This window comes from Cupriavidus sp. FW305-46 (genome assembly GCF_058787075.1).
Genome location: NZ_JBYSZI010000025.1, coordinates 23,077 through 46,621 on the forward strand (window position 1 = coordinate 23,077; position 23,545 = coordinate 46,621).

At 67.2% G+C, this 23,545-nt stretch carries 21 protein-coding genes and 1 tRNA gene; 8 read left to right on the forward strand and 14 right to left on the reverse strand.

Going from position 1 to position 23,545, the window contains the following annotated elements; translation table 11 throughout:
- Positions 1 to 44: 44 nt before the first annotated feature.
- Genes AC3WON_RS14270 through AC3WON_RS14280 form a run of 3 tightly spaced genes read right to left on the reverse strand, consistent with a single transcriptional unit; the run spans position 45 to position 2,130 of the window.
- Positions 45 to 443, reverse strand: coding sequence for a Rieske (2Fe-2S) protein (locus tag AC3WON_RS14270; RefSeq protein WP_011615727.1), 399 nt, complete (start codon positions 441 to 443; stop codon positions 45 to 47).
- On the reverse strand, positions 436 to 1,095 hold the full coding sequence (locus AC3WON_RS14275; protein ID WP_013957379.1) for an HAD-IA family hydrolase: 660 nt from the start codon (positions 1,093 to 1,095) through the stop codon (positions 436 to 438). The genes AC3WON_RS14270 and AC3WON_RS14275 overlap by 8 nt, the downstream gene beginning before the upstream one ends.
- A gap of 30 nt (positions 1,096 to 1,125) precedes the next feature.
- The gene (locus tag AC3WON_RS14280) at positions 1,126 to 2,130 is read right to left on the reverse strand and encodes an RluA family pseudouridine synthase (RefSeq protein ID WP_492319873.1); all 1,005 of its coding nucleotides are present in this window, start codon (positions 2,128 to 2,130) and stop codon (positions 1,126 to 1,128) included.
- Positions 2,131 to 2,923: 793 nt separating this feature from the next.
- Here AC3WON_RS14280 and AC3WON_RS14285 point away from each other — a divergent pair.
- The 5 genes from AC3WON_RS14285 (at position 2,924) to AC3WON_RS14305 (ending at position 9,735) form a co-directional block, all read left to right on the forward strand.
- Positions 2,924 to 5,998 carry an Rne/Rng family ribonuclease gene (locus AC3WON_RS14285; protein WP_492352057.1) on the forward strand — a complete coding sequence of 1,025 codons (3,075 nt, stop codon included), beginning with the start codon at positions 2,924 to 2,926 and terminating at the stop codon, positions 5,996 to 5,998.
- Between the two features lie 220 nt (positions 5,999 to 6,218).
- A complete protein-coding gene (moaA, locus tag AC3WON_RS14290; RefSeq protein WP_010814666.1) occupies positions 6,219 to 7,343 on the forward strand; it encodes a GTP 3',8-cyclase MoaA in 1,125 nt (374 codons plus the stop codon).
- Between the two features lie 20 nt (positions 7,344 to 7,363).
- Positions 7,364 to 7,963 (forward strand): molybdenum cofactor guanylyltransferase MobA, encoded by a 600-nt coding sequence (mobA, locus tag AC3WON_RS14295; protein ID WP_010814665.1) that lies wholly within the window; start codon positions 7,364 to 7,366, stop codon positions 7,961 to 7,963.
- Between the two features lie 6 nt (positions 7,964 to 7,969).
- Positions 7,970 to 9,259, forward strand: coding sequence for a molybdopterin molybdotransferase MoeA (gene moeA / locus AC3WON_RS14300; protein ID WP_492319850.1), 1,290 nt, complete (start codon positions 7,970 to 7,972; stop codon positions 9,257 to 9,259).
- A gap of 194 nt (positions 9,260 to 9,453) precedes the next feature.
- Entirely contained in the window at positions 9,454 to 9,735 is a 282-nt protein-coding gene (locus AC3WON_RS14305) for a hypothetical protein (RefSeq protein WP_010814663.1), read from the forward strand.
- Between the two features lie 78 nt (positions 9,736 to 9,813).
- Here the strand turns inward: AC3WON_RS14305 and AC3WON_RS14310 are convergent, their stop codons facing one another.
- The 6 genes from AC3WON_RS14310 to AC3WON_RS14335 all read right to left on the reverse strand — a co-directional run bounded on the left by AC3WON_RS14310 (position 9,814) and on the right by AC3WON_RS14335 (position 16,523).
- Positions 9,814 to 11,301 (reverse strand): DNA recombination protein RmuC, encoded by a 1,488-nt coding sequence (locus tag AC3WON_RS14310; RefSeq protein WP_492352058.1) that lies wholly within the window; start codon positions 11,299 to 11,301, stop codon positions 9,814 to 9,816.
- 27 nt (positions 11,302 to 11,328) lie between these two features.
- Complete coding sequence (locus AC3WON_RS14315) at positions 11,329 to 12,324, reverse strand: 2-hydroxyacid dehydrogenase (RefSeq protein WP_492319848.1); 996 nt, start codon at positions 12,322 to 12,324, stop codon at positions 11,329 to 11,331.
- A 4-nt stretch (positions 12,325 to 12,328) separates the two neighbouring features.
- On the reverse strand, positions 12,329 to 13,753 hold the full coding sequence (locus tag AC3WON_RS14320) for a sodium:proton antiporter (RefSeq protein ID WP_492319847.1): 1,425 nt from the start codon (positions 13,751 to 13,753) through the stop codon (positions 12,329 to 12,331).
- A gap of 157 nt (positions 13,754 to 13,910) precedes the next feature.
- Entirely contained in the window at positions 13,911 to 14,597 is a 687-nt protein-coding gene (locus tag AC3WON_RS14325; RefSeq protein ID WP_492319846.1) for a LutC/YkgG family protein, read from the reverse strand.
- 109 nt (positions 14,598 to 14,706) lie between these two features.
- Positions 14,707 to 15,885 (reverse strand): nicotinate phosphoribosyltransferase, encoded by a 1,179-nt coding sequence (pncB, locus tag AC3WON_RS14330; RefSeq protein ID WP_492352059.1) that lies wholly within the window; start codon positions 15,883 to 15,885, stop codon positions 14,707 to 14,709.
- 74 nt (positions 15,886 to 15,959) lie between these two features.
- Positions 15,960 to 16,523, reverse strand: coding sequence for a hypothetical protein (locus AC3WON_RS14335; protein ID WP_492352060.1), 564 nt, complete (start codon positions 16,521 to 16,523; stop codon positions 15,960 to 15,962).
- Positions 16,524 to 16,835: 312 nt separating this feature from the next.
- Here AC3WON_RS14335 and fdxA point away from each other — a divergent pair, with 312 nt between their 5' ends.
- The 3 genes from fdxA (at position 16,836) to AC3WON_RS14350 (ending at position 18,664) form a co-directional block, all read left to right on the forward strand.
- Entirely contained in the window at positions 16,836 to 17,159 is a 324-nt protein-coding gene (gene fdxA, locus AC3WON_RS14340) for a ferredoxin FdxA (RefSeq protein WP_010814656.1), read from the forward strand.
- Between the two features lie 77 nt (positions 17,160 to 17,236).
- The gene (locus AC3WON_RS14345; protein WP_010814655.1) at positions 17,237 to 18,346 is read left to right on the forward strand and encodes an NAD(P)/FAD-dependent oxidoreductase; all 1,110 of its coding nucleotides are present in this window, start codon (positions 17,237 to 17,239) and stop codon (positions 18,344 to 18,346) included.
- Positions 18,347 to 18,588: 242 nt separating this feature from the next.
- A tRNA-Asn gene (locus AC3WON_RS14350) sits at positions 18,589 to 18,664 on the forward strand.
- 138 nt (positions 18,665 to 18,802) lie between these two features.
- Here the strand turns inward: AC3WON_RS14350 and AC3WON_RS14355 are convergent.
- The 5 genes from AC3WON_RS14355 to AC3WON_RS14375 all read right to left on the reverse strand — a co-directional run bounded on the left by AC3WON_RS14355 (position 18,803) and on the right by AC3WON_RS14375 (position 23,458).
- Positions 18,803 to 19,570, reverse strand: a complete 768-nt coding sequence (locus AC3WON_RS14355) for an IclR family transcriptional regulator (protein WP_492319842.1) — start codon at positions 19,568 to 19,570, stop codon at positions 18,803 to 18,805.
- Between the two features lie 68 nt (positions 19,571 to 19,638).
- On the reverse strand, positions 19,639 to 20,802 hold the full coding sequence (locus tag AC3WON_RS14360; RefSeq protein WP_492352061.1) for a CaiB/BaiF CoA transferase family protein: 1,164 nt from the start codon (positions 20,800 to 20,802) through the stop codon (positions 19,639 to 19,641).
- Positions 20,803 to 20,814: 12 nt separating this feature from the next.
- Complete coding sequence (locus tag AC3WON_RS14365) at positions 20,815 to 21,981, reverse strand: acyl-CoA dehydrogenase family protein (protein WP_010814652.1); 1,167 nt, start codon at positions 21,979 to 21,981, stop codon at positions 20,815 to 20,817.
- A gap of 59 nt (positions 21,982 to 22,040) precedes the next feature.
- Complete coding sequence (locus AC3WON_RS14370; protein ID WP_013957395.1) at positions 22,041 to 23,018, reverse strand: Bug family tripartite tricarboxylate transporter substrate binding protein; 978 nt, start codon at positions 23,016 to 23,018, stop codon at positions 22,041 to 22,043.
- A 50-nt stretch (positions 23,019 to 23,068) separates the two neighbouring features.
- Entirely contained in the window at positions 23,069 to 23,458 is a 390-nt protein-coding gene (locus tag AC3WON_RS14375) for a cupin domain-containing protein (protein ID WP_492352062.1), read from the reverse strand.
- Positions 23,459 to 23,545 lie beyond the last annotated feature (87 nt).

Here is a 23,545-nt window from a genome sequence, read left to right on the forward strand (position 1 = left end):
CTGGAAATACAACGGCCGGCCTGACTGCCGGCCCTGCCCGTCATTCAGGCACCGCCCATGCGCGCAGCGATCCGGTATGGCGCTTCCGGTAGCCAGTAGACCTGGCCGTCGCGCTCCTCGATGCGCAGCTTGGCCAGCGATGCACCGCGGCAGGGGCCGCCGACGCACTCGCCGCTGTCCGGCGCATAAACCGCGCCATGTGTGGCGCACATCAAGTATAGGCCCGAGGCATCGAAGAACCGGCCTTCCTGCCAGTCCAGTTCCATCGGCACATGGGCGCACTGGTTCAGGTAGCCGTGCGCGGCGCCGTCGAAACGCACCACGAAGGCGCCGATCTCGCGCTGGTCCAGCGCCACCGAGAAGCGCACACCCAGGCCGCCTTCCTCCAGGTCCTCGGCGGCGCACAGCCGCACCGGCGCCTGGCCGGCCGCTGCCTCAGGCATGGGCCAGCAGCCAGTCGGTCAGGTCGGGGATGGAAGTCGCGCAATGCACCGGCGCCATCGCGCGCAGCGAATCTGCGGGATGTGCACCATAGCACACGCCAATCCCCTTGGCGCCGGCATTGGCCGCCATCTGCAGGTCATGGGTGGTGTCGCCGACCATCACCGTGCGCTCCACGTCCTGGCCCAGTTCGCGGGTCAGTTCGTGCAGCATGGCCGGGTGCGGCTTGGAGAAGGTCTCGTCGGCACAGCGCGTGGCGTCGAACAGGCGGGTCAGACCGCTCGCGGCCAGCGCGCGCTGCAGGCCGACGCGGGTCTTGCCGGTGGCCACGCCAAGAAAATAGTGTTCGCCGCGCAGGGTCTCCAGCATTTCGCGCACGCCGTCGAACAGCACAAGGTCGGCATCGCGAGCGAGGAAGTGGTAGCGGTAGCGTTCGGCCAGGCGCGGGTAGTCGGCGGGGTCCAGCGTCGGCACCGCGTAAGACAGCGCATCCTTCAGGCCCAGCCCGATCACGTGGCTGGCGGCGCGGTCATCCGGCACCGGCAGGCCCAGGTCGCGGCTGGCAAGCTGGATGCACTTGGCGATGGTCGGGGTCGAGTCCATCAGCGTCCCGTCCCAGTCGAAAACGATCAGGTCAAATTGTTGCCTGGCCATGGAAGTCCTTGTGGCGTTTGATGCACTACCCTACTCCGGGGCATGCAGTTCACGCAATTGTTGCAGGAATCCGACGCACTCGTCGGGCAGCGGCGCTTCCACCGCCAGCGGCTCGCCCGTGGCCGGGTGGATAAACACCAGCCGGTGGGCGTGCAGGAACATGCGCTTGAGGCCCGGCCTCGCGCCAGAACGCGCCAGTGCCTTGTTCAGCGAGAAGTCGCCATATTTTTCGTCGCCGACGATCGGGAAACCCGAGTGGGCCAGGTGGACGCGGATCTGGTGGGTACGGCCGGTCTTCAGCTCGGCCTCCAGCAGGGTGAAGCCCTGGAAGGCCTCGACCCGGTTGAACACGGTGTGCGAGGCCAGCCCGTCGGCCTGCACCCGCACCCGGCGCTCGCCGTCCGGCGTGCTGTACCTATATAGCGGCAGCTTCACGTGCTGGCGCGCGTTCGGGAATTCGCCGGCCACGCAGGCGAAATAGCGTTTGTCCATCGCGCTGCCGCGAATCTGCTCGTGCAGGTGGACCAGCGCCGAGCGCTTCTTGGCCAGCACCAGGATGCCGGAGGTCTCGCGATCGAGCCGATGCACCAGTTCCAGGAACTTGGCCTGGGGCCGCGACCGGCGCAATTGCTCGATCACGCCGAAGGCCACGCCCGAGCCGCCGTGCACGGCCACGCCGGCCGGCTTGTTGATCACCAGTAGCTGGGCATCTTCAAACAGCACCGGGAACTCGCCCGCCGGCACATGCTGGGCATTGTCCGATTGCGCCGAATTCGCCACCCGCATTGGCGGAATGCGCACTACATCACCCGACTGCAAGCGATAAGTGGCATCGATCCGGCCCTTATTGACGCGAACTTCCCCCGAACGCAGCACCCGGTAGATATGGCTCTTGGGCACGCCCTTGGCCACCTTCAGCAGGAAGTTGTCAATGCGCTGACCTTCCGAGCCTTCGTCAATCGTGACATACGCCACCTGTGGGCTGGCCGGCGCAGCTTCGGCAGCCTTTTCAATTTGATGGCGTAACTCATTCATTTTCAATATAATTTCCTCGCTGTCCCGGCTTGTGGCCGGCAGCGCAAGACCTGTGTAAGCGATTAATCTTCGAGTTTTCCTGGATTTTTCGCATTCTACACTTGGGGTTGCCGCCAACCCCGCCCGTCTCCCGCAACTTTGCGTTCCGCCAAGCGCCAGACGGGCAAATGGCAGTAAAAAGCAGCACGCACGGTGCCGCCGGCATGCAGGAAGTCGCCCAAAGGAGGCTTCGGCGAGGCAGGCGGTGACGTGGGAACTGAGTGTTCAGGTAAAACAGAATTTAAAGGCGGATGCCACTGCCGGCATCCGCTTCGGTGAGAGAAGTCCTGCCCGCACCGGGAAACGGTGCCGGCCGGCAGGTTAGCCTGCCGCCTGACTGGAAATACCGGCGCCCGGTCGCAGAATTCCAAGAAGTAGTAGGTGCGCCCGCCAGGAGTAGTCAGGCAGCAACGGCAACCATGCCGTGTCCGAAAAATTTGCTCTTTGACGCGTCTAGGCCTTCCGCGGCCGGCCGCGATGCCGCCGGCGCCGGTTGCGCCGGCGTTCAGCATCGCCTCCGGCACGGGAACGCGCCGGATGTCTGCGCAAGAGCAGCCTCCGGTGTTCTCTCCTGCCCCGCGGACGTTACCCCGACGTCATCGCTCTCTTTCACCCGCGCCCAGCCGCTCGCCTATCCCGCGCAGCGGCGCTTTCCGGCAATTCTCGCGCCTCGCTCGCTCCCTCGCGTGCTCCATAGATCGCCGCGGACACCGCCCAGACGGTGCCACCCGCGACACTGGAGTGAGGTACTGCGATGAAACGCATGCTGTTCAACGCGACGCAACAGGAGGAATTGCGCGTCGCCATCGTCGACGGTCAGAAACTGATCGATATCGACATCGAGACTGCCGGGCGCGAACAGCGCAAGGGCAACATCTACAAGGGTGTCATCACCCGCATCGAACCCTCGCTGGAAGCCTGCTTCGTCAACTACGGCGAAGAACGCCACGGCTTCCTGCCGTTCAAGGAAGTAGCCCGCGCCTTCTTCAAGGAAGGCATCGACGTGCGCAACGCGCGCATCCAGGATGCCCTGCATGAAGGCCAGGAACTGATCGTCCAGGTCGAGAAGGAAGAGCGCGGCAACAAGGGCGCGGCCCTGACCACCTTTATCTCGCTGGCCGGCCGCTACCTGGTGCTGATGCCCAACAACCCGCGCGGCGGCGGCGTGTCGCGCCGCATCGAGGGCGAGGACCGCCAGGAACTGCGCGAGACCATGGCGCAGCTGACCGTGCCGGAAGGCATGAGCATCATCGCCCGGACCGCCGGCATCGGCCGCTCGGCCGAGGAACTGCAGTGGGACCTGAACTACCTGCTGCAACTGTGGAAGGCCATCGACGGCGCCGCCGGCGACAACAAGGCCCCGCTGCTGATCTACCTGGAATCGAGCCTGGTCATCCGCGCCATCCGCGACTACTTCCAGCCGGATATCGGCGAGATCCTGATCGACACCGACGAGATCTACGAACAGGCCCGCGCCTTCATGAGCGTGGTGATGCCTGACAACATGAACCGCGTGAAGAAGTACCGCGACGACGTGCCGCTCTTCTCGCGCTTCCAGATCGAGCACCAGATCGAGTCGGCCTACTCGCGCATGGTGATGCTGCCCTCGGGTGGCGCCATCGTGATCGACCACACCGAGGCGCTGGTCTCCGTGGACGTGAACTCGGCCCGCGCCACCAAGGGCGCCGACATCGAGGAAACCGCGCTGCGCACCAACCTCGAGGCCGCCGACGAGATCGCCCGCCAGTTGCGCCTGCGCGACCTGGGCGGCCTGATCGTGATCGACTTCATCGACATGGAGTCGGGCAAGGCCCAGAAGGATGTGGAAACGCGCCTGAAGGACGCGCTGCGCCACGACCGCGCGCGCGTGCAGATGGGCAAGATCAGCCGCTTCGGCCTGATGGAGCTGTCGCGCCAGCGCCTGCGCCCGTCCCTGTCGGAGGGCTCGCACATCACTTGCCCGCGCTGCAACGGCACCGGCCATATCCGCGATACCGAATCGTCCGCCCTGCAGGTGCTGCGCATCATCCAGGAAGAGGCGATGAAGGAAAACACCGCCGCGATCCACTGCCAGGTGCCGGTGGAAGTGGCTGCCTTCCTGCTGAACGAGAAGCGCCAGGAAATCAACCTGATCGAGCTGCGCTTCAAGGTCAATGTGCTGCTGATCCCCAACAAGCACCTGGAAACGCCGCACTACAAGCTGGAGCGCCTGCGCCACGACGACCCGCGCCTGGAAGAAAGCACCGCCAGCTACCGCATGGCCGAGGCCGCCGCCAAGGAACTGGAAGCCGACACCAGCTACAGCAGCCGCCGCAAGGAAGAAGCCAAGCCGCGCCAGGAAGCCGCGGTCAAGGGCATCACCCCGGAACAACCGGCCCCGGTGTCGGTGCCGCGCCCCGAGCGCGCACCCAAGCCGGAAGCCCCGGTCGCCCCGCCCGTGCCGGCCACCCAGCCTGTGGTCAGCGGCGGTTTCATCGCCTGGCTGAAGGGCCTGTTCGGTGCCCGTCCGGCAACCCCGCCGGTGGTGGAACCGGCCAAGCCGGCGGTTGCCACTGAGGCCCGCAGCGCCGAAGGCCGGCGCGAGCGCGGCCAGCGCGGCGAAGGCCGTGGCCAGCGTGGTGAGCGTGGCGACCGCGCGGAGCGTGGTGAGCGAGCGGAGCGTGGCGAGCGCCAGGGCCGCGGCCAGCGCGGCGACCGTGCCGAGCGCGCGGAACGTGGTGAACGCCAGGGTGCCGAGCGCGCCGAGCAACGCGAGGGCCGTGGCGAACGCCAGGGCCGCCAGCCGCGCCAGCAAGGTGAAGGCCAGGCCACCCCGGCCCTGGCACGCCAGGGCGAGGCGGTGCAAGCCGAGCGCGCCCAGGGCGAGCGCGTCGAGGGCCGTCAGGAAGGCCGTCGCGACCGCAACCAGGAACGCCGCGAGCGCCAGCGTGAACGCCAGCGCGAACGCAGCGAACTGCGCGAAGCCGAAGCCGGTGAAGCACCGCAGCCGGAAGCCATCGCCGCCGCCCAGGCGCTGGGCGTGCTGCCGCAGGCCGTGACCGAAGAGACGAAAGCCGTCCGCGCCGAGCTGCCGGAAGGTGCAGAGAGCGCCGCCGAGACCGCTGAGGGCGAAGAGCGCCGCCGCCGCAACCGCCGTGGCCGCAACCGCTATCGCCGCGAGCGCGACGAGTCGGTGCAAGGTGCCCAGGGCGAAGGCGACGAAGAAGCCGCCGCTGCCGAAGGCGTGGCCCCGGTGCGCGCTGAAGCCGCCATGCCGGCCGAGCCCGCACCGCAAGCTGCCGTGGCCGTGGCCGCAGCAGCCGAGGCCGTCGAAGCGATCCGCATCGCCGTGCCGGAAGACGTGACGCCCGCGCCGGTCGCGGAGGCAGCCCCGGTGACCGCGCCGGTTGCCGAGCCCGCGCCCGAGCAAGCTGCCCCGGTCGCCGCCGCCGTCACGGAAGCCGTTGCCGCCGAAGCGATCGTCGAGACCACCGCAAGCGTGGCCGTCGAAGCGGCTCCGGTGGTGCCGGCACCTGCCGCTGCACCGGTCATCGCCCCTGTGGCCGAAGCGGCACCGGCCGAGGTGTTCACCCCGGCAACTCCGGTCGTTGCAGCAGCGCCGGCCACCCCCGCAGCGCTGGAGAACCTGGAATCGATGCTGGCCACCGCCGGCCTGCAATGGGTCCATACCGACAGCGACAAGCTGCGTTCGGCCCAGGAAGCCGCCGCCCGCATCGCGCCCGCCCCGCGCGTGCAGCGCGAGCGCAAGGCGCTGCCGCCGCTGCCCCACGGTCCGATGATCCTGGTGGAAACCGGTGGCCGCGAAGTGGAGATGGCATCGCAGCAGTAAGCGTTGCCGCTGCACCGCAGCCAAAGCAGGAAGGGGACGGCCACGCCGTCCCCTTTTTTCATGGGCCGCCGCCCGGATGAATCCCCGCCATCACCGGGGGATGCGGGTGCCCCGCCCCCGCCTCGGCTAGAATGGCAGCAGAATGCATCCGGTCCTCGAGCGCCCCTGATTTGGCCCCGCCGCCAGGCCGCTCCCCGGACGCCGTGCCCACCCACAGGCCATGACCGAATCCGTCATTCCGATTTTCGACCTGCGCGACCATCGCTACCGCTCGATGACGCCCAGCATTCCCGGCAAGCTGGCTGCCCCCACCGGCCTGGTGGCGGACACCCGCGGCCGGCCGCTGCATGACCTGCGCATCTCGGTGACGGACCGCTGCAACTTCCGCTGCGTGTACTGCATGCCGAAGGAAGTCTTCGACAAGGACTACACCTTCCTGCCGCACTCCGAGCTGCTGAGCTTCGAGGAGATCGAACGCACCGCGCGCCTGTTCGTCGCCCACGGCGTCGAGAAGATCCGCCTGACCGGCGGCGAGCCGCTGCTGCGCAAGAATATCGAGCACCTGGTGGAGATGCTGGCGAAGATCGAGACGGTCTCGGGCAAGCCGCTGGACCTGACGCTCACCACCAACGCCTCGCTGCTGGCGCGCAAGGCGCGCGCCCTGCGCGACGCGGGACTGACGCGGGTCAGCGTCAGCCTGGACGCGATCGACGACGCCACCTTCCGCCGCATGAACGACGTGGACTTCGCCGTCGCCGACGTGCTGCACGGCATCGAGACCGCGCAGGCCGTGGGGCTGGCGCCGATCAAGGTCAACATGGTGGTCAAGCGCGGCACCAATGACCAGGAAATCGTGCCGATGGCGCGCCACTTCCGCAATAGCGGCATCATCCTGCGCTTTATCGAGTTCATGGACGTGGGCGCCAGCAACCACTGGCAGATGGATGAAGTGCTGCCGTCCGCCGAGGTGGTCAAGCGCATCGATGCGGAATTCCCGCTCGAACCGGTGCAGGCCAACTACTCCGGCGAAACCGCCGAGCGCTGGCGCTACCGCGACGGCAGCGGCGAGGTCGGCGTGATCTCCAGCGTCACCCACGCCTTCTGCGGCGACTGCAGCCGCATCCGGCTGTCCACCGAAGGCCGGCTCTACCTGTGCCTGTTCGCCACCGAAGGCTTCGACCTGCGCGCGCTGCTGCGCGGCGGCTACAGCGACCTGGAAATCTCCAATGCGATTGCGCAGGTGTGGCAGGGCCGCACCGACAATTATTCCGAGCAGCGCAGCGACCCGACGGTGCGCGCCAGGCGTGCCGAGCGCAAGATCGAGATGTCCTATATCGGCGGCTGACCCCGCCGCACACACAATCCATGATTGCACGCGACGACATCACCGGCCTGATCCTCGCAGGCGGCAGGGGCAGCCGCATGGGCGGCACCGACAAGGGCCTGCAGCCGCTGCACGGCACGCCGATGGCCATGCACACGATGATGCGGCTTACCCCCCAGGTGGGCGGGCTGATGATCAATGCCAACCGCAACCTGGCCGCCTATGAGTCCTTCGGCGTGCCGGTCTACACCGACACCGTGCCCGACTTCGCCGGCCCACTGGCGGGGATGCTGGCCGGCCTGGAGCAATGCGCCACGCCGTGGATGGTGACCGCGCCCTGCGATTCGCCGTTCCTGCCGACCGACCTGGTGGCACGCCTGGCGCAGGCGATCGAGGCCGAAGGCGCGGACCTGGCGATCCCCGTCACGCTGGACGAAGACGGCCGGCGCCAGACCCAACCTGTGTTCTGCCTGATGCCGGTCAGTGCGCTCGACAGCCTGGTGGCTTATCTTTCCGGCGGCGGCCGCAAGATCGAGACCTGGGCCGCCTCGCACCGCCTGGCCGAAGTGCTGTTCGACGACGCCGCGGCCTTTGCCAATATCAACACCCTGGACGAACTGCGCACGCACGAAACGCGCTGAGCCACCATGCCCACCCTGCAATCCGTCATCTCCTGCCTTTCCGACTACGACCCCACCGCCCTGCCGGTGGACCAGGCCAACCGCATCATCGGCGAGGTGGTCGAGCCGGTGCGCGGCGTCGAGCAGTTGCCGATCCGCAGCGCATTGGACCGCGTGCTGGCCGAGGACATCGTCTCGGCCATCGACGTGCCGGCGCATGACAACTCGGCAATGGACGGCTATGCCTTCCAGGGTGCCGCGCTGGCTGCCGCGCAGACCGCCACGGTCGAGCTGGAAGTCATCGGCAGCGCCTTCGCCGGCGGCGCCGGGGCGCTGGCGCCCACGGCGGCGCAGGCGGTGCGCATCATGACCGGCGCGGTGATGCCGGCCGGCTGCGACACCGTGGTGCCGCAGGAATTCGTCGAAGCCGTGGACGACGGCGCGCGCATCCGCTTTGCCGCCGACTGCGTGCGCACCGGCGACAACCGGCGCCTGCGCGGCGAAGACCTGGCGCGCGGCCAGGCCGCGCTGCAGGCCGGGCGCATCCTCCAGCCGGCCGACCTGGGCCTGCTGGCCTCGCTGGGCGTGGCCGAGGTGCGCGTGCGCCGGCGCCTGCGCGTCGCGTTCTTCTCCACCGGCGACGAGCTGCGCTCGATCGGCGAGCCGCTCGATCCCGGCTGCGTCTATGACTCCAACCGCTATACGCTGCACGGCATGCTGCGCCGGATGAACGTCGACCTTCTCGATATGGGCGTGGTACGCGACAACCCCGAGGCGCTCGAAGCCGCCTTCCGCACCGCCTGCGAGACCGCCGACGCGGTCATCACCTCCGGCGGCGTCTCGGTCGGCGAGGCCGATTACACCAAGCAGATCATGGCGCGCCTGGGCGATGTCACGTTCTGGAAGATCGCGATGCGCCCGGGCCGGCCGATGGCCTTCGGCCGCATCAATTCCAACGGCCGCGACGCGCTGCTGTTCGGGCTGCCGGGCAACCCGGTGGCGGTGATGGTCACCTTCTACCACTTCGTGCGCGCCGCGCTGCAGCGGCTGATGGGCGCCAGCGTGGCACCGCTGCCGCTGCTGCGCGTGCGCAGCGCGCAAGCCATCCGCAAGAAGCCCGGCCGCACCGAGTACCAGCGCGGCATCCTGGCGCGCGCCGGCGACGGCCAGTGGGAAGTGCGTATCACCGGCCAGCAGGGCTCGGGCGTGCTGCGCTCGATGAGCGAGGCCAACTGCTTTATCGTGCTCGGCCATGAACAGGACTCGGTCAAGGCCGGCGATGCGGTCGAGGTGATGCTGTTCGACGGACTGGTCTAGCCGGACCGGCAGGCGCTGCACGCAAGCGCTTGCCACACGCCGGTAGCAATGTGTCGTTTTTGTGCCGCACATTTGCGGCCATAGCACAGCCGGCACGGGGCTTTCGCCCGCCCCCGCCGCCGGCGGGCTATGCTTGGCATCGGCCAATCGCTACACTTGGCGCACGATTCAGAACCATTCGAGTATCCCCCGTCATGAATCAGGAGATCGCCTACCTCCACCCCGTCAAGACCGCCCGCGCGCTGGTGCTGGTCTACCTGTGCTTCTCGCTGCCGATCGTGTCGCTGGGCCTGTTTGTCACCTTCGTCCGCTACGGTGACCTGCCCGCCATCACGGTCTTCAGCGCAATCATCCTGAATGCGCTGATCGGCTTCGGCCTGCTGTGGCTGGCCTGCAAGGCCTACAACTGGGTGGCCGCCCGCTTCGGCGGCATTGAAGTCCACGTGCGCGAACTGGCGCCCGAAGACGAGCGCTGAGCAGCGCGCCGGCGCCCAGGCCGGCAGCAATCCGCAAGCCCCCGCGGGGGCTTGCCCTGACCCTTCCCTGCCGCGCGTTCAGCCGCCGTTGTCTTCGGCGGCCTCCGGCGCGTCCGCCGCTTCTGCTGCATTGAGGCCAAGCACCTGCTGCGCGGCCTCGCCCGGCAGCGCTTCCACCGTACGCAGCTTGCGCGCCATCTGGCGCGTGCGCACTTCGGCCTGCTCGATGTTGCGCGCGGCGCGTTCCAGCGTATCGCGGGTCTTGGCCAGCACGTCGCCGAACTTGCCGAACTCGGTCTTGACCGCGCCCAGCACCTCCCACACCTCGCTTGAGCGCTTCTCCAGCGCCAGCGTGCGGAAACCCATCTGCAGGCTGTTCAGCAGCGCGGTCAGCGTGGTCGGTCCGGCCACGGTCACACGGTAGTCGCGCTGCATCAGGTCGGTCAGGCCCGGACGCCGCAGCACCTCGGCGTACAACCCCTCGGTCGGCAGGAACAGGATGGCGAAATCCGTGGTCTGGGGCGGCGACAGGTATTTCTCGGCGATGGTCTGGGCCTCGCGCCGCAGCGCCACTTCCAGTTCGCGGCCAAAAGCGAGCACGCCATTCGGGTCGCCCCGCTCCTGCGCGTCCACCAGGCGCTCGTACTGTTCCTTGGGAAACTTGGCGTCGACCGGCAGCCAGACCGGCGCATTGTCGCCACCCGCGGCCTTGCCCGGCAGCCGGATCGCGAACTCCACCCGCGCGCCCGAGTTGCGCACGGTCTCGACATTCTTGCCGTACTGCTCCGGCGTCAGCATCTGCTCCAACAGCATTTCCAGCTGGACTTCGCCCCAGGTTCCGCGCGACTTCACATTGGTCAGCACCTTCTTCAGGTCGCCCACGCCCTGCGCCAGCACCTGCATCTCGCCCAGGCCGCGGTGCACCTGCTCGAGCCGGTCCGACACCAGCCGGAAGGACTCGCCCAGGCGCTGCTCCAGCGTGGCATGCAACTTCTCGTCGACAGTGCGGCGCATTTCCTCAAGCTTGGCGGCGTTGTTGGCCTCGATGTCCTGCAGCTTCTTCTCCAGCGTGGCGCGCACTTCGGCCAGGCGCCGCTCGTTGGCTTCGGACATCTGCGCCAGCTGCTGCTGCAGCCCGTCGCCGAAGCGGCGCAGCGTGCCGGCCTGCTCGTCGCGCGCCTGCTGGGCCTGCAGCATCAGGTGCTGGCGCACCTGCTCGAGCTGCTGGGTGTTGGTCTCGGTCAGCTTGGCCAGTTGCTGCGCGAAGGTGTCGATCTGGTTGTTCTGCAGCGTGGCGATGCCCGTCAGCTGCGACGACAGCGCCTGCTGGAAGCGCAGCATCTGCTGCGCCGACTCGTCGCGGCTGCCGCGCGCGGCGTCGGCCACGTCGGTGCGCAACTCCCGCTCCAGCCGCTCCATGCCGCGCGCGCTTTCCGCGCGCATGTCGGCCAGTTGCCGGCCAAGCTCGGCCCCCGGCGAGGCAGCCTGCTGGCGCAGCAGGACGATGACCAGCAGGACGACCGCGAGCAGCGCCACGGCCAGCGTCAGGAACGGAATCAGGGTCATGCAGCAGGAAACAGGTGGATGGCAGGCTTAGCGGCGCCGCGACATGACGTCGGGGTTGATCACGGTGGGCGGATGGCCGGCCTGCGGGCCCTGGTCGAGCGCGGCGATCAGGTTGTCGGCGGCCAGCATCGCCATCGCACGGCGGGTCTTCTCGGAGGCGCTGGCGATATGCGGCGTGAGCACGACGTTGGGCACCGTCAGCAGATCCGGATTGACGCTGGGCTCGCCCTCGAACACATCCAGGCCGGCGCCGAAGATGCGCTTGTCGCGCAGCGCCTGCGCCAGCGCGGCATCGTCGACGATGCCGCCGCGCGCCAGGTTCACCAGCGTCGCGGTCGGCTTCATCAGTGCCAGCTCGGCGGCGCCGATGGCGTGGTGGCTCTGCGGGCCATAGGGCAGCACCAGCAGCAGGTGGTCGGACTGGCGCAGCAGGTCTTCCTTGCTGACATAGCGCGCGTTGAGCGCGCGCTCGGTGTCCGCCGGCAGCTGGCTGCGGTTGTGGTACAGCACGCTCATGCCAAAGCCGCTCGCGCGGCGCGCCAGCGCCTGGCCGATGCGGCCCATGCCGAGGATGCCGAGCGTGCTTCCGTACAGGTCCATGCCGACCAGCATGTCGTAGCTCCAGCGCTGCCACTTGCCGGCGCGCAGGTAGTGCTCGGCCTCGGTCACGCGGCGCGCGGTGGCCATCAGCAGGGCCCAGCCGAAGTCGGCGGTGGTCTCGGTCAGCACGTCCGGCGTATTGGTGGCGACGATGCCGGCGGCCGTCAGCGCCGGCACGTCCAGGTTGTTGTAGCCGACCGCCATATTGCACACCGCGCGCAGCGCCGGCAGAGCGGCGACCACGTCGCCGTCGATGCGGTCGGCGGCGTTGGCCAGCACGCCGGCCTTGCCCGCCAGGCGCGCCTTCAGCGCGGCGGCGTCGAGCACCGCGTCCTGCTGGTTGTCGTCGACATCGAAATACTGCGCCAGGTGCGCGATGACTTCGGGATAGATGGCGCGGGTTACCAGGACAGACGGCTTCATGGCATCACACTCGGAAGAAAAGGAAGGTCATGATGACGAACAGCGGCATCAGGAAGATGCCCGAATACAGCATGTAGCCGAAGAAGCTCGGCATGCGCACGCCGCGGTTCTCGGCAATGGCCTTGACCATCAGGTTGGGGGCATTGCCGATATAGGTATTGGCGCCCATGAACACGGCCCCGGCCGAGATCGCGGCCAGGGTCGAGGCATCGCGCGTCATCAGCGTGGCCGCGTCGCCGCCGGCGGTGTTGAAGAACACCAGGTAGGTCGGCGCGTTGTCCAGGAACGACGACAGCAGGCCGGTGGCCCAGAAGTACATGCTGTCGACCGGCTGGCCGTTGCTGTCGCTGACCGCGCGGATCACGCCGGAAAAGGCGCCGTCGGTGCCGGCCTTGAGCATGGCGATGACCGGGATGATGGTCAGGAAGATGCCGGCAAAGAGCTTGCCGACCTCCAGGATCGGCTCCCAGTTGAATTCATTGCCGGTGCGCGCCGTCTGCGGCGTCACCAGCAGCGACACCACCGCCACCACCACCAGCAGCGCATCGCGTACCGCGGCCTGCAGCGGCACCTCGGTGCCCAGGACATCGAACGAAATGCCCGGCTGCCACAGCCCGCTCATCAGCACCAGGCCGATCACGGCGAGCAGCAGCACGAAGTTGAACTTGCCCTCGATGGCGATGCCGCCCGAGTCCGGCGTGGGGTCGCTGCGCGGCGGCAGTTCCTCTTCCTTGTTCCGGTAGTAGTGACGGTCGAGCAGGTAGAACAGCCCCAGCAGCACCACGCAGATAAAGACCGTCTCCGGAAAGATGTTGCGCATGGTCCAGAAGAAGTCCACGCCTTTCAGGAAGCCCAGGAACAGCGGCGGATCGCCCAGCGGCGTCAGCGAGCCGCCGGCATTGGCCACCAGGAAGATAAAGAACACCACCACGTGCGCCACGTGGCGGCGGTTGTCATTGGCGCGCAGCAGCGGCCGGATCAGCAGCATGGCCGCGCCGGTGGTGCCCATGAAGCTGGCCAGCAGCGTGCCCAGCGCCAGGATGCCGGTATTGAGCCCGGGCGTGCCGTGCAGGTTGCCGCGCACGCAGATGCCGCCGGCCACGATATACAGCGAGGCGATCAGAACGATGAACGGGATGTACTCGGCCAGCAGCGCGTGCACCGCGCTGGCCGCGGCCGCATGCGTGCCGAACGCTGCCGCGAACGGCAGCAGGAACAGCAGCCCCCAGCCCGCGGCGATCTTGCCGTAGTGGTGGTGCCAGAACTTGGGTGCAACCAGCGGCCACACCGCGATCGACAGCAGGATGCCGGCGAACGGCAGCCCCCACAGCGAGGACAGCGACGCCCCGTCAAGGTCCGCGGCACGGCCGACGGCGGGAAAGGCGGCCAGCACGGCCAGCAGCGGCAACAGCACGGAGGCACGTCGCATCAGGCAGGATCTCCTCGGGAATGCAGCATTCATTGGCACACCGCCGGCACGAAGCCGCGGCACGCAGGCAAGCCTGCAAGTGTAATTCAAGCACCTCTTGCCCCGGAGCTTCCGGCATGGGTGGTGCATCGCATTCCGTGCGGCAAAAGCCGCGGGTTCAGGCCTCGTCGACCAGGATCACATGCACGCGGTACGGGCCATGGGCGCCGAGCACGATGGTCTGCTCGATATCGCCCGTGCGCGAAGGCCCGCTGATGATATTGGTGGCGCGCGGCAGTTCGCCGCGCTCGCTGCGTACCAGCGCAAAGGCGTCTTCCAGGCCGGCGACGATGCGCGAGCGCGGCACCACCGCCAAGTGGGTCTCGGGCAGCAGCGCGGCCGAGGCAAAGGTGGCCGGGCCCGACAGCAGCATCAGCGAGCCGGTCTCGGCAATCGCGCAGAAGCAGCCGGTGATGCCGACCAGGTCGCCATGATCGTGGTCGGCCTCGACCTCGCGCACCGGCGGTCGGCATTCCACCGCCAGCCCCGCGGCCTGCCACGGCAGCGGGCCCAGCGCATCCCAGGCCACGGCACGGTGGACCAGGTTCAGGCTGTCGAGAAAGCGCGCGGTGGCGGCGGGCACCTCGTCCATCCTCGCCACGCGGTCGACGGTCGAGGCCATGCGCTGGGCCTGCGTCAGGAAGGCCTCGGCCAGGTCGGCGGCCACCGCCGGGCGCGGGCCCTGCGGGTGGCGCGCCAGGTAGTCGGCCACGGCCTCGCGCTCGCCCGCGCTCGGCCGGGTCGGCCTGCCCTGGGCAGCACGGATGCGGGCAAAGATGCGGTCGCGGGCGTCGTTGGTTTCCATAAGGCCTGGCTGGAGAAGCGCAAAGCGCGGCGAACGCGCGATGCGCCGATTATAGTGGCGCCCGCCGCATGCAGAGCATGCGATGGCCGGCGCAAGGTGTTGAATTTTGCTACGCCGCGGGCTGAACCGAGTACACCTGGCGCAGGTAGGACAGGTAGCCGGGATCGTCGCACATGGTCTTTTCCGGCGTGTCCGACAGCTTGGCCACCGGCTGCCCGTTGCAGCACACCATCTTGATCACGATCTGCAGCGGGGTATAGCCAAGGTCGTTGGTCAGGTTGGTGCCGACGCCAAAGGCCAGCCGGCAGCGGCCATGGAAGCGCTCGTACAGCTCGATCACGCGCGGGATGTCGAGGCTGTCGCTGAAGATCAGCGTCTTGGTGCGCGGGTCGACGCGGTTGGCGGCATAGTGGGCGACCATGCGCTCGCCCCACAGCATCGGGTCGCCGGAATCATGGCGCACGCCGTCGAAGAGCTTGCAGAAATACAGGTCGAAGTCGCGCAGGAAGGCATCGAAGCCGTAGGTATCCGACAGCGCGATGCCCAGGTCGCCGCGGTACTCGCGCGCCCAGCGCTCCAGCGCGTACACCTGCGAATCGCGCAGCCGCGGGCCCAGTGCCTGGCAGGCCTGCAGGTATTCATGCGCCATCGTGCCCAGCGGCACCATATTGTGCAGGCGGGCAAAGTGGACGTTGCTGGTGCCGGCCAGCTGCGGCCCGAGCAGGCGCCGCATGGTCAGCAGCACCTCTTCCTGCCATTCGCGCGAAAAGCGCCGGCGCGTGCCGTAGTCAGCGATCACGCAGTCGGCCAGCTCGGGCGTCTTCAGCAAGGCCAGCTTGTGGTCCAGCCGGCGGCGGCCTTCGGCCTGGTCAGGCCTGGGCTGGGTGCGGCGGAAATAGACCTCGTTGACGATCGCCAGGACCGGCACTTCGAACAGGATGGTATGCAGCCACGGGCCGATGATCGAGATCTCGATCTCGCCGTTGCCCTGCGGGGACGGCCGCACCGAGACATATTTCTCGTTCAGGTGGAACAGGCCGAGGAAGTCGACGAAATCGCTCTTGATAAAGCGCAGGCCGCGCAGGTAGGCGAGCTCGTCGTCGGTGAAGCGCAACTGGCACAGGTGTGCCACCTCGGCGCGGATCTCATCGATATAGGGCGTCAGATCGACGCCCGCGTTGCGGCACTTGAAGCGGTATTCCACTTGCGCCTGCGGGAACTGATGCAGCACCACCTGCATCATCGTGAATTTGTACAGGTCGGTGTCGAGCAGGGACGGGATGATCATAGCGGGCCAGACGGCGATGCCGGGTAGTACGTCATGCTAACCGAAGTCTGGCCGCACCCGGCCACTCTTGCCGCTCAGCCACCATCGAGGAAGGGCTGTGGCTGCCGCGGCGCCTCCCTGCCCCTGGCCCTGCCCTGCAGGCACCACAACTGGCGGCCGTCGGTACCGGGGCACGACACCAGCGTGGCGGCGGCGCGCGGCACCCGCTGCGGCAGCGGCTCGGCAAAGGCGCCGTCGCCGGCCATGATGCGCTCGGTGTAGACCTGGGCCCCGGCGAGCTCGAAGCGCAGCACCTGCACCCGGTCGCCCGGCTGCGGCTGCAACTGCGGCCCGCACGGCATCAGGCCGGCCCGGCCGCAATGGGCGATGGCATCGCCCGCGGGGGAATCGGTCACGCTGAAGTGGTCCCACTCGAACGCGGTCAGCGCCGGCAGCGCGACCGGCGCATCGGTACGCGCGCGCCACGCCACCAGGCGCGACACCACGCTGTCGGCCATTCCCGGCGACTGGGCCAGGGTCTGGGCGGCAACCGACCCGATCGGCGCCAGAAATGCCGTCAGCAGCACAGCAATGGGGGCGACGTTCCGGCGCATCGCGGCATGGTGCCGCAGGCTGGCAAGGCAAGTCTGGCGTGGCATACGGGTCTCCCGGCACGGATGCAAGTGACTGCTGGCGGCCTCATCATGCCCGCTGGCGGACCGACATGCCAGCTGGCCGCCATGCGTTAAATCAAAAGTACATAAAGAAATAAGAAAACTATCTGATCCGGCTATATAGACCCGCTATTCTTGCCAGAAGCCTCGGCTACAATATCGCTTTCCGAAAGGCCTCGGCCGGCGCTCGCCCAGCCCATGCTGCCATGCGGCACCATGCGGTGGATGCGGCGTCCGCCGGCAAGAAGCGGCCCCACAGTTTCCCATTAAAAGCCGACCTGTTTTCCTGGAACCGAAATGACTCACGTTGTCACCGAATCCTGCATCCGTTGCCGCTACACAGACTGCGTTGACGTGTGTCCGGTCGATTGTTTCCGCGAAGGCCCCAACTTCCTGGCTATCGACCCGGATGAGTGCATCGACTGCGCCGTATGCGTGGCCGAATGCCCGGTGAACGCCATTTACGCCGAGGAAGACGTGCCGGGCGACCAGCAGCAGTTCATCGACCTGAACGCCGAGCTGGCCCGCAACTGGCCCTCCATCACCAAGACCAAGGCCCCGCTGGCCGAGGCCGAGGAGTGGAAGGACGCCACTGACAAGCTGCAGTACCTGCAGCGCTGACAGAACAATAAAGCCGTCCCCACGCGCTTTCCGCAACACCGGGCACAAGCGGCCCACGCAAACGTATCAGGACGAATATGGACTTGAGCATTCCAAATCCCGTCGCCGACACGACCAAGCAGGTCGACGGCGGCAGCCCTGCAGGCGGCCAGCCGCAGGAGATCGATGCGCTGATCGTCGGTGCCGGCCCGGTGGGCCTGTTCCAGGTCTTTGAACTGGGCCTGCTCGAAATCAAGGCACATGTCATCGATTCCCTGAAGGTGGTCGGCGGCCAGTGCGTGGAGCTCTATCCGGACAAGCCCATCTACGACATCCCGGCGGTGCCCATCTGCACCGGCCAGGAACTGACCGACAACCTGCTCAAGCAGATCGAGCCGTTCGAGCCCACCTTCCACCTGGGCCAGGAAGTCGCCGTCGTGGAGCGCCGCGAAGACGGCCGCTTCTTCGTCGAGACCTCGCTCGGAACCCGCTTCATCACCAAGACCATCTTTATCGCCGCGGGCGTGGGTTCGTTCCAGCCACGCACGCTGAAGGTCGAGGGCATCGACAAGTTCGACGGCAAGCAGCTGTTCTACCGCGTCAAGGACCCGAGCCGCTTCCATGGCCGCAACCTGGTGATCATCGGCGGCGGTGACTCGGCGCTGGACTGGACGCTGGACCTGGTCGGCAAGGCCGAGTCGGTGGTGATGATCCACCGCCGCGACGGCTTCCGCGCCGCGCCGGCCTCGGTCGCCAAGATGAAGGAACTATGCGAACAGATGGAAATGCAGTTCCTGGTCGGCCAGGTCGGCGGCTATGAAGAGAAGGACGGCGTGCTCACCGAGATCAAGGTGACGGGCGCCGACGGCGTGACCCGCCGCCTGCCGGTGGATGACCTGCTGGTGTTCTTCGGCCTGTCGCCCAAGCTCGGCCCGATCGCCGAATGGGGCCTGGACCTGGAGCGCAAGCAGATCAAGGTGGACACCGAGAAGTTCGAGACCAATATCCCGGGCATCTTCGCTGTGGGCGACATCAACACCTACCCCGGCAAGAAGAAGCTGATCCTGTCGGGCTTCCACGAGGCCGCGCTGGCCGCGTTCGGTGCCGCGCCGTATATCTTCCCCGAGAAGAAAATCCACATGCAGTACACCACCACCTCGCCGAAGCTGCACAAGATCCTCGGCGTGGATTCGCCGGTGTTCGACTGAGCCGAGCGAGTGCCGCAGAAAAAAACCGCCGCGAGGCGGTTTTTTTCTGGCACAAACCCAAAACCGTAGCTATAATGCGGCCTCGCTGTTCGACACGGCGGCACGAAGCCGGCAGAGATGCCCTTCGCACCGTACGGCAGGCAGCAAGCCGGAAGCTTCCAGAGACCTTCTGACAAGAACAAAATGTCGAAAAGGTGTTGACGAAGAAAAGAGAAACTGGCTATAATCTCTTTCTCAGCTGTTCCCCGATAGCTCAGTCGGTAGAGCGACGGACTGTTAATCCGCAGGTCCCTGGTTCGAGCCCAGGTCGGGGAGCCAACCGATACGGAAGCCCGGTGCAAACGCACCGGGCTTTTTCGTTTTGGGCTTCGGTTCGCGCAACGCGCTTCGATCTTGTCCTCCCTCGACAGCCGTCACGACAGCCTGCGGGCCGCCGCAACGCCTGCCCTCTCCCATTTATCCCTGCAGCGAACCGCCAGCGGCCTTCAGCGCCACGACAATGGCGTCGGCATTGGCCTCGATCCGATGCAGCGGCCCCGCCACGGACATGCCATAGGTCACGCCCCCAATGGCCACCGGGATGGCGATCGCGCCGAGGTCAGGAAACGACTCGCCAAAGTTCGGATACCAGCCTTGCGCCTGCCATTGCTGCATGGCGGCTTCGAAAACGCGCAGCGAGTCCACCGTGCGCCCCGTGCGCGAGGCAAACGACACGCCAGCCAGCAGTTCGGCGCGGCTGTCCGCCGGCATCGTGCCAAGGATGGCGCGGCCGATCGAGTTCACGTGCGCATCGCGCAGCTCGCCCGGCGCGGCGATATAGCGCACCGGATTGCCGGACTCCCGCACCTCCAGGTACAGCACGCGGCCGTCATCCTGGAGCTTGCCGAAGATCACGGTTTCGCCGGTGGTGTCGCGCAGCGATTCCAGCACCGGCTGCACGCGTTCGAGCAGCGGGTCGTTGCGGGCGATGCGCTGGGCAATGTCGAGCAGACGGCGCGTCGGGTAGTAGCCCTGGCGGCGGCCGGTCTCGTACAGGTAGCCGAGCGAGGCCAGCGTGCGGATCAGCCCCAGGCAGCTCGACATCGGCGCGCCCAGCAGCCTGGCCAGCTCGGTCAGCGTCAGCGAGCGCCCTTCGCGCGCATAGATCTCCATGATCTCGATCACGCGCAGCGCGGTCTTGACGCTGGCGTGACCCGATTTTTCTGCCGGTTCGTGTTCTGCCATCGTTGGCTTCCTCGACTTCAATATCTGTTGGCCGGGATTGTACGCGGCGGAGTCGGCCGGCAAGGGTGTCAGCCGCCCTCCGCGCCGCCTGGCCCGGGCAACGCCTGCGGCCAGCTGCGGATATTGCCGGGCGTGCGCGAGAAGCGTGTCGGGATGCCCACGCCACGCAGCCGGCCTTCGCTGGGATGGTCGTATTCGAACATCATGCCGGTGGCGCGCAGGTGCGGGTCGTCGGCCAGGCTGTCGAAATGCGGCACTTCGCTGTGCGGGATATCGGCATCACGCAGCAGGTCCAGCCATTCGGCCGTGGTGCGCTGCGCGACGATCTCGGCCAGCGTGGCGTAGAGCGCGTCGATATTGGCGCTGCGCGCGGCCGGTGTGGCATAGCGCCGATCCTGCGCCAGCTCCGCATGGCCTGACACATCGAAAAAACGCAGCCATTGGGCGCTGGTATAGGGCAGCAGCGCAATATGTCCGTCGCGCGTGCGATAGGGCTTGCGGTGCGCCGACATCACGCGCGGATAGCCGGCCTGCCCGAGCGATGGGACAAAGGTCTGTCCGGCCAGCTGCTCCGCGGCCAGGAAAGACACCAGCGTCTCGAACATCGGCACCTCGATGGCCTGGCCCTGGCCGGAACGCTCGCGCTCGTACAGCGCCATCGGGATCGCGTAGGCCACGGTCAGCCCGGCCACCTTGTCGGCCAGGATGGTGTTGACGTACTGAGGGCCTTCGTTCGAGTTCGCACCCTGGAACTGCGCCATGCCGCTGCGCGCCTGGATGATGTCGTCGAAGGCCGGCGCGCCTGCGTAGGGCCCCTCCTCCGAATAGCCATAAGCGCCGCAGTAGATCAGCCGCGGATGGTCCGCGCGCAGCGACGCATAGTCCAGCCCAAGCTTGCGCAGCGACTGCGGCCGCACGTTGGAGACAAAGACATCGGCCGTGGCGATCAGGGCTTTCAGCGCGGCGAGGTCATCGGGCTGCTTCACGTCCAGCACCACGAACTGCTTGTTGCGGTTCAGGTTCAGGAAGCTGGCGCCCATGGCCGCGTGCCGCGCCGGCTCGGCGTGGCGGAACACATCGCCGGCGGGCGGCTCGACCTTGATGACTTCGGCGCCCATGTCGCCGAGGATCTGGGTGGCATACGGGCCCATCGCGACCGAGGTCATGTCGATCACGCGGATGCCGGCCAGCGGCCCGGTGGCCGCGCTTGCCTGCGCTTGCTCGTTTGGCATCGTCGCTCCCGCTCAGTACGACTTGGGCAAACCCAGCACGCGCTCGGCGATAAAGCACATGATCAGCTGCGGGCTGACCGGCGCGATGCGCGGAATATAGGACTCGCGCAGCAGCCGCTCGACGCGGTACTCGCGCGAGTAGCCCATGCCGCCCAGCGTCAGGATCGCGGTCTGGCACGCGTTATGGCCAGCCTCGGCGGCGAGGTACTTCGCCGTGTTGGCCTCGGCGCCGCAGGACTGGCCGGCGTCATAGCGCGCCGCGGCCTTGAGCATCATCAGGTTGGCCGACTCCAGCTGCATCCAGGCCTGCGCCAGCGGATGCTGCACGCCCTGGTTCATGCCGATGGGACGGCCGAACACCACGCGCTCCTTGGCGTACTGCGTGGCGATGGCCAGCGCCGCGCGGCCCAGGCCGATGGCCTCGGCAGCGATCAGGATGCGTTCCGGGTTCAGTCCGTGCAGGATGTATTCGAAGCCCCTACCCTCTTCGCCGATGCGGTCTTCCTCCGGGATGAACAGGTCGTCGATAAACAGCATGTTGGTATCGACGGCGGCGCGGCCCATCTTGTCGATCTCGCGAATCTCGATCTTGCTGCGGTCGACTTTGGTGTAGAACAGCGACAGCCCTTCGGTCGACTTCTTCACCGACTCCAGCGGCGTGGTGCGCGCCAGCAGCAGCATGCGGTCGGCCACCTGCGCGGTCGAGATCCAGATCTTGCGCCCGCTCACCGAATAGCCGCCCGGCACCTTGCGCGCAAAGGTCTTGAGCTTGGTGGTGTCCAGGCCCGCGTCGGGCTCTGTCACGCCGAAGCAGGCCTTCTCCTGGCCGGCGATCAGCGGCGGCAGGAAGCGGCCCTTCTGCTCGTCGGTGCCGAACACCACCACCGGGTTCAGGCCGAACACATTCATATGCACCGCCGAAGCGCCGGTCATGCCAGCGCCCGACTGCGAGATGGTCTGCATCACCAGCGCCGCCTCCAGGATGCCCAGGCCCGCGCCGCCGAAGGCCTCGGGCATCGCCACGCCCAGCCACCCGCCCTCGCACAGCGTCTTGTAGAACTCGTGCGGATAGGTGCCGGACTTGTCCAGGCGGTCCCAGTATTCCATGTCGAACTGCGTGCAGACCTGCTGCACGGCCTCGACGATGGATGCCTGTTCTTCGGAGAGGTCGAAATTCATAGCGTTACCTGCCTGATGTCGTTGTCTTGTTGGTTGCCTGATGGTTGCCCGAAGAGCGCCTATTCCGGCTGGATGCCAGCGTCTTTCACCAGCCGCGACCACTTCTGCAGCTCGGCCACGACAAACTGGCTGAGCTCGGCCGGCGTGCTGCCGAACGGCTCGAAGCCCAGCGCGTGGAACTGCGGCGCATGCTGCTTGCTGGTGGCGATGGCAACCAGCTCACGATTGAGCCGCTGCACCACCGGCGCCGGCACCCCGGCCGGCGCGAACACGCCGTTCCATGAGGTCACGTCGAAACCCTTCAGCTCCGGCACGCTCGCCAGCGGCGGCAGGTCGGGCAGCAGCGCGCTGCGCTGCGCGGTGGTCACCGCCAGCGCGCGCAGCTTGCCGGCGCGCACGTTGGCGATGCCCGCGGCAAAGTCGACGAACATCGCCTGCACCTGGCCACCCATCACATCGGTCATCGCCGGCGGCGTGCTCTTGTATGGCACATGCAGCATGTTCAGGCCGGCCATCTTCGACAGCGTGGCGCCCGAGACGATGCCGGTGCTGTTGCCGCTGGCATAGCTCAGGCCCGGATGCGCCTTGGCATAGTCGATGAACTCACGCAGCGTCTTCACCGGCAGCGCCGGATTGACCACCAGCATGAACGGCAGGTTGCCCATGCGCGAGACCGGCGTGAAATCCTTGACCGGGTCATAGCGCAGCTGCTTCATCAGCGACGGGTTGGCCGAATGCGTGGTGTTGGTGGTCATGAACAGCGTGTAGCCATCGGCCGGGGCCTTGGCCACGAACTCGGCGGCAATGGTGCCGTTGGCGCCGGGCTTGTTATCCACCACCACCGGCTGCTGCAGCGCCTCGCCCAGGTATTTGGCGGTCAGGCGGGCCACGGCATCGGTGCCGCTGCCGGCAGCGAACGGCACCACCAGGCGCAGCGGCCTGGACGGGAATTCATCGGCCGACAGCGCCGGGGTGGCGGCCAGCGCCGCGGTGCACCCGAGCACCAGGCTGGCAAAGGCATTCCTGAAGGACTTCACGGTGGTTGTCTCCTGTAGTTGTTCAATCCCTTGCCGTGAGCAGCCGCGTCTTATGCGGGCCGTATCACGCGCTCGGGGGATTCCTCATATGGCGGGGAATAGATGACCAGAATTTTGGCCGGCTCGTCGCTGACCACGGTGAACACATGCATCTGGTCCGGCGGGAAGAAGCAGCAGTCGCCAGGGCCCAGTTCCTTGCGCTGGCCGCCGACCTCGGCCACGGCGCGGCCTTCGAGCACGTAGCAGACCTGCTCGATGCCGGGATGCGCATGCGGCAGCGCGCCCTTGCCCTTCTCGATGGTGCCGTGGATCACTTCCAGGTGCCGCGATCCGACGGTCTCGGGGCCGATCAGCCGGCGGTTGAGGGTGCCGACATGGTTGGCGGGGTGGTAGCCCTCGACCTCGTCGGTCGAGATGAAATAGACGGGTTGGTCGTGCATGCGGCGCTCCTGCCTTAATTCATATCTATGAATATTAGTTTATCCTGTTGAATTTACCCGTCAAATGATTTCGACGTCGTTGCGGGT

Bases quoted from the DNA above. Each gene is read 5' to 3' on its own strand.
- AC3WON_RS14375 (WP_492352062.1), bottom strand. From the start codon at position 23,458: ATGCACGACCAACCCGTCTATTTCATCTCGACCGACGAGGTCGAGGGC.
- moeA (WP_492319850.1), top strand. From the start codon at position 7,970: ATGCCCACCCTGCAATCCGTCATCTCCTGCCTTTCCGACTACGACCCC.
- mobA (WP_010814665.1), top strand. From the start codon at position 7,364: ATGATTGCACGCGACGACATCACCGGCCTGATCCTCGCAGGCGGCAGG.
- AC3WON_RS14325 (WP_492319846.1), bottom strand. From the start codon at position 14,597: ATGGAAACCAACGACGCCCGCGACCGCATCTTTGCCCGCATCCGTGCT.
- AC3WON_RS14270 (WP_011615727.1), bottom strand. From the start codon at position 443: ATGCCTGAGGCAGCGGCCGGCCAGGCGCCGGTGCGGCTGTGCGCCGCC.
- AC3WON_RS14365 (WP_010814652.1), bottom strand. From the start codon at position 21,981: ATGAATTTCGACCTCTCCGAAGAACAGGCATCCATCGTCGAGGCCGTG.
- fdxA (WP_010814656.1), top strand. From the start codon at position 16,836: ATGACTCACGTTGTCACCGAATCCTGCATCCGTTGCCGCTACACAGAC.
- AC3WON_RS14335 (WP_492352060.1), bottom strand. From the start codon at position 16,523: ATGCCACGCCAGACTTGCCTTGCCAGCCTGCGGCACCATGCCGCGATG.
- AC3WON_RS14320 (WP_492319847.1), bottom strand. From the start codon at position 13,753: ATGCGACGTGCCTCCGTGCTGTTGCCGCTGCTGGCCGTGCTGGCCGCC.
- AC3WON_RS14285 (WP_492352057.1), top strand. From the start codon at position 2,924: ATGAAACGCATGCTGTTCAACGCGACGCAACAGGAGGAATTGCGCGTC.
- AC3WON_RS14280 (WP_492319873.1), bottom strand. From the start codon at position 2,130: ATGAATGAGTTACGCCATCAAATTGAAAAGGCTGCCGAAGCTGCGCCG.
- pncB (WP_492352059.1), bottom strand. From the start codon at position 15,885: ATGATCATCCCGTCCCTGCTCGACACCGACCTGTACAAATTCACGATG.
- AC3WON_RS14275 (WP_013957379.1), bottom strand. From the start codon at position 1,095: ATGGCCAGGCAACAATTTGACCTGATCGTTTTCGACTGGGACGGGACG.
- AC3WON_RS14355 (WP_492319842.1), bottom strand. From the start codon at position 19,570: ATGGCAGAACACGAACCGGCAGAAAAATCGGGTCACGCCAGCGTCAAG.
- AC3WON_RS14360 (WP_492352061.1), bottom strand. From the start codon at position 20,802: ATGCCAAACGAGCAAGCGCAGGCAAGCGCGGCCACCGGGCCGCTGGCC.
- AC3WON_RS14345 (WP_010814655.1), top strand. From the start codon at position 17,237: ATGGACTTGAGCATTCCAAATCCCGTCGCCGACACGACCAAGCAGGTC.
- moaA (WP_010814666.1), top strand. From the start codon at position 6,219: ATGACCGAATCCGTCATTCCGATTTTCGACCTGCGCGACCATCGCTAC.
- AC3WON_RS14315 (WP_492319848.1), bottom strand. From the start codon at position 12,324: ATGAAGCCGTCTGTCCTGGTAACCCGCGCCATCTATCCCGAAGTCATC.
- AC3WON_RS14305 (WP_010814663.1), top strand. From the start codon at position 9,454: ATGAATCAGGAGATCGCCTACCTCCACCCCGTCAAGACCGCCCGCGCG.
- AC3WON_RS14310 (WP_492352058.1), bottom strand. From the start codon at position 11,301: ATGACCCTGATTCCGTTCCTGACGCTGGCCGTGGCGCTGCTCGCGGTC.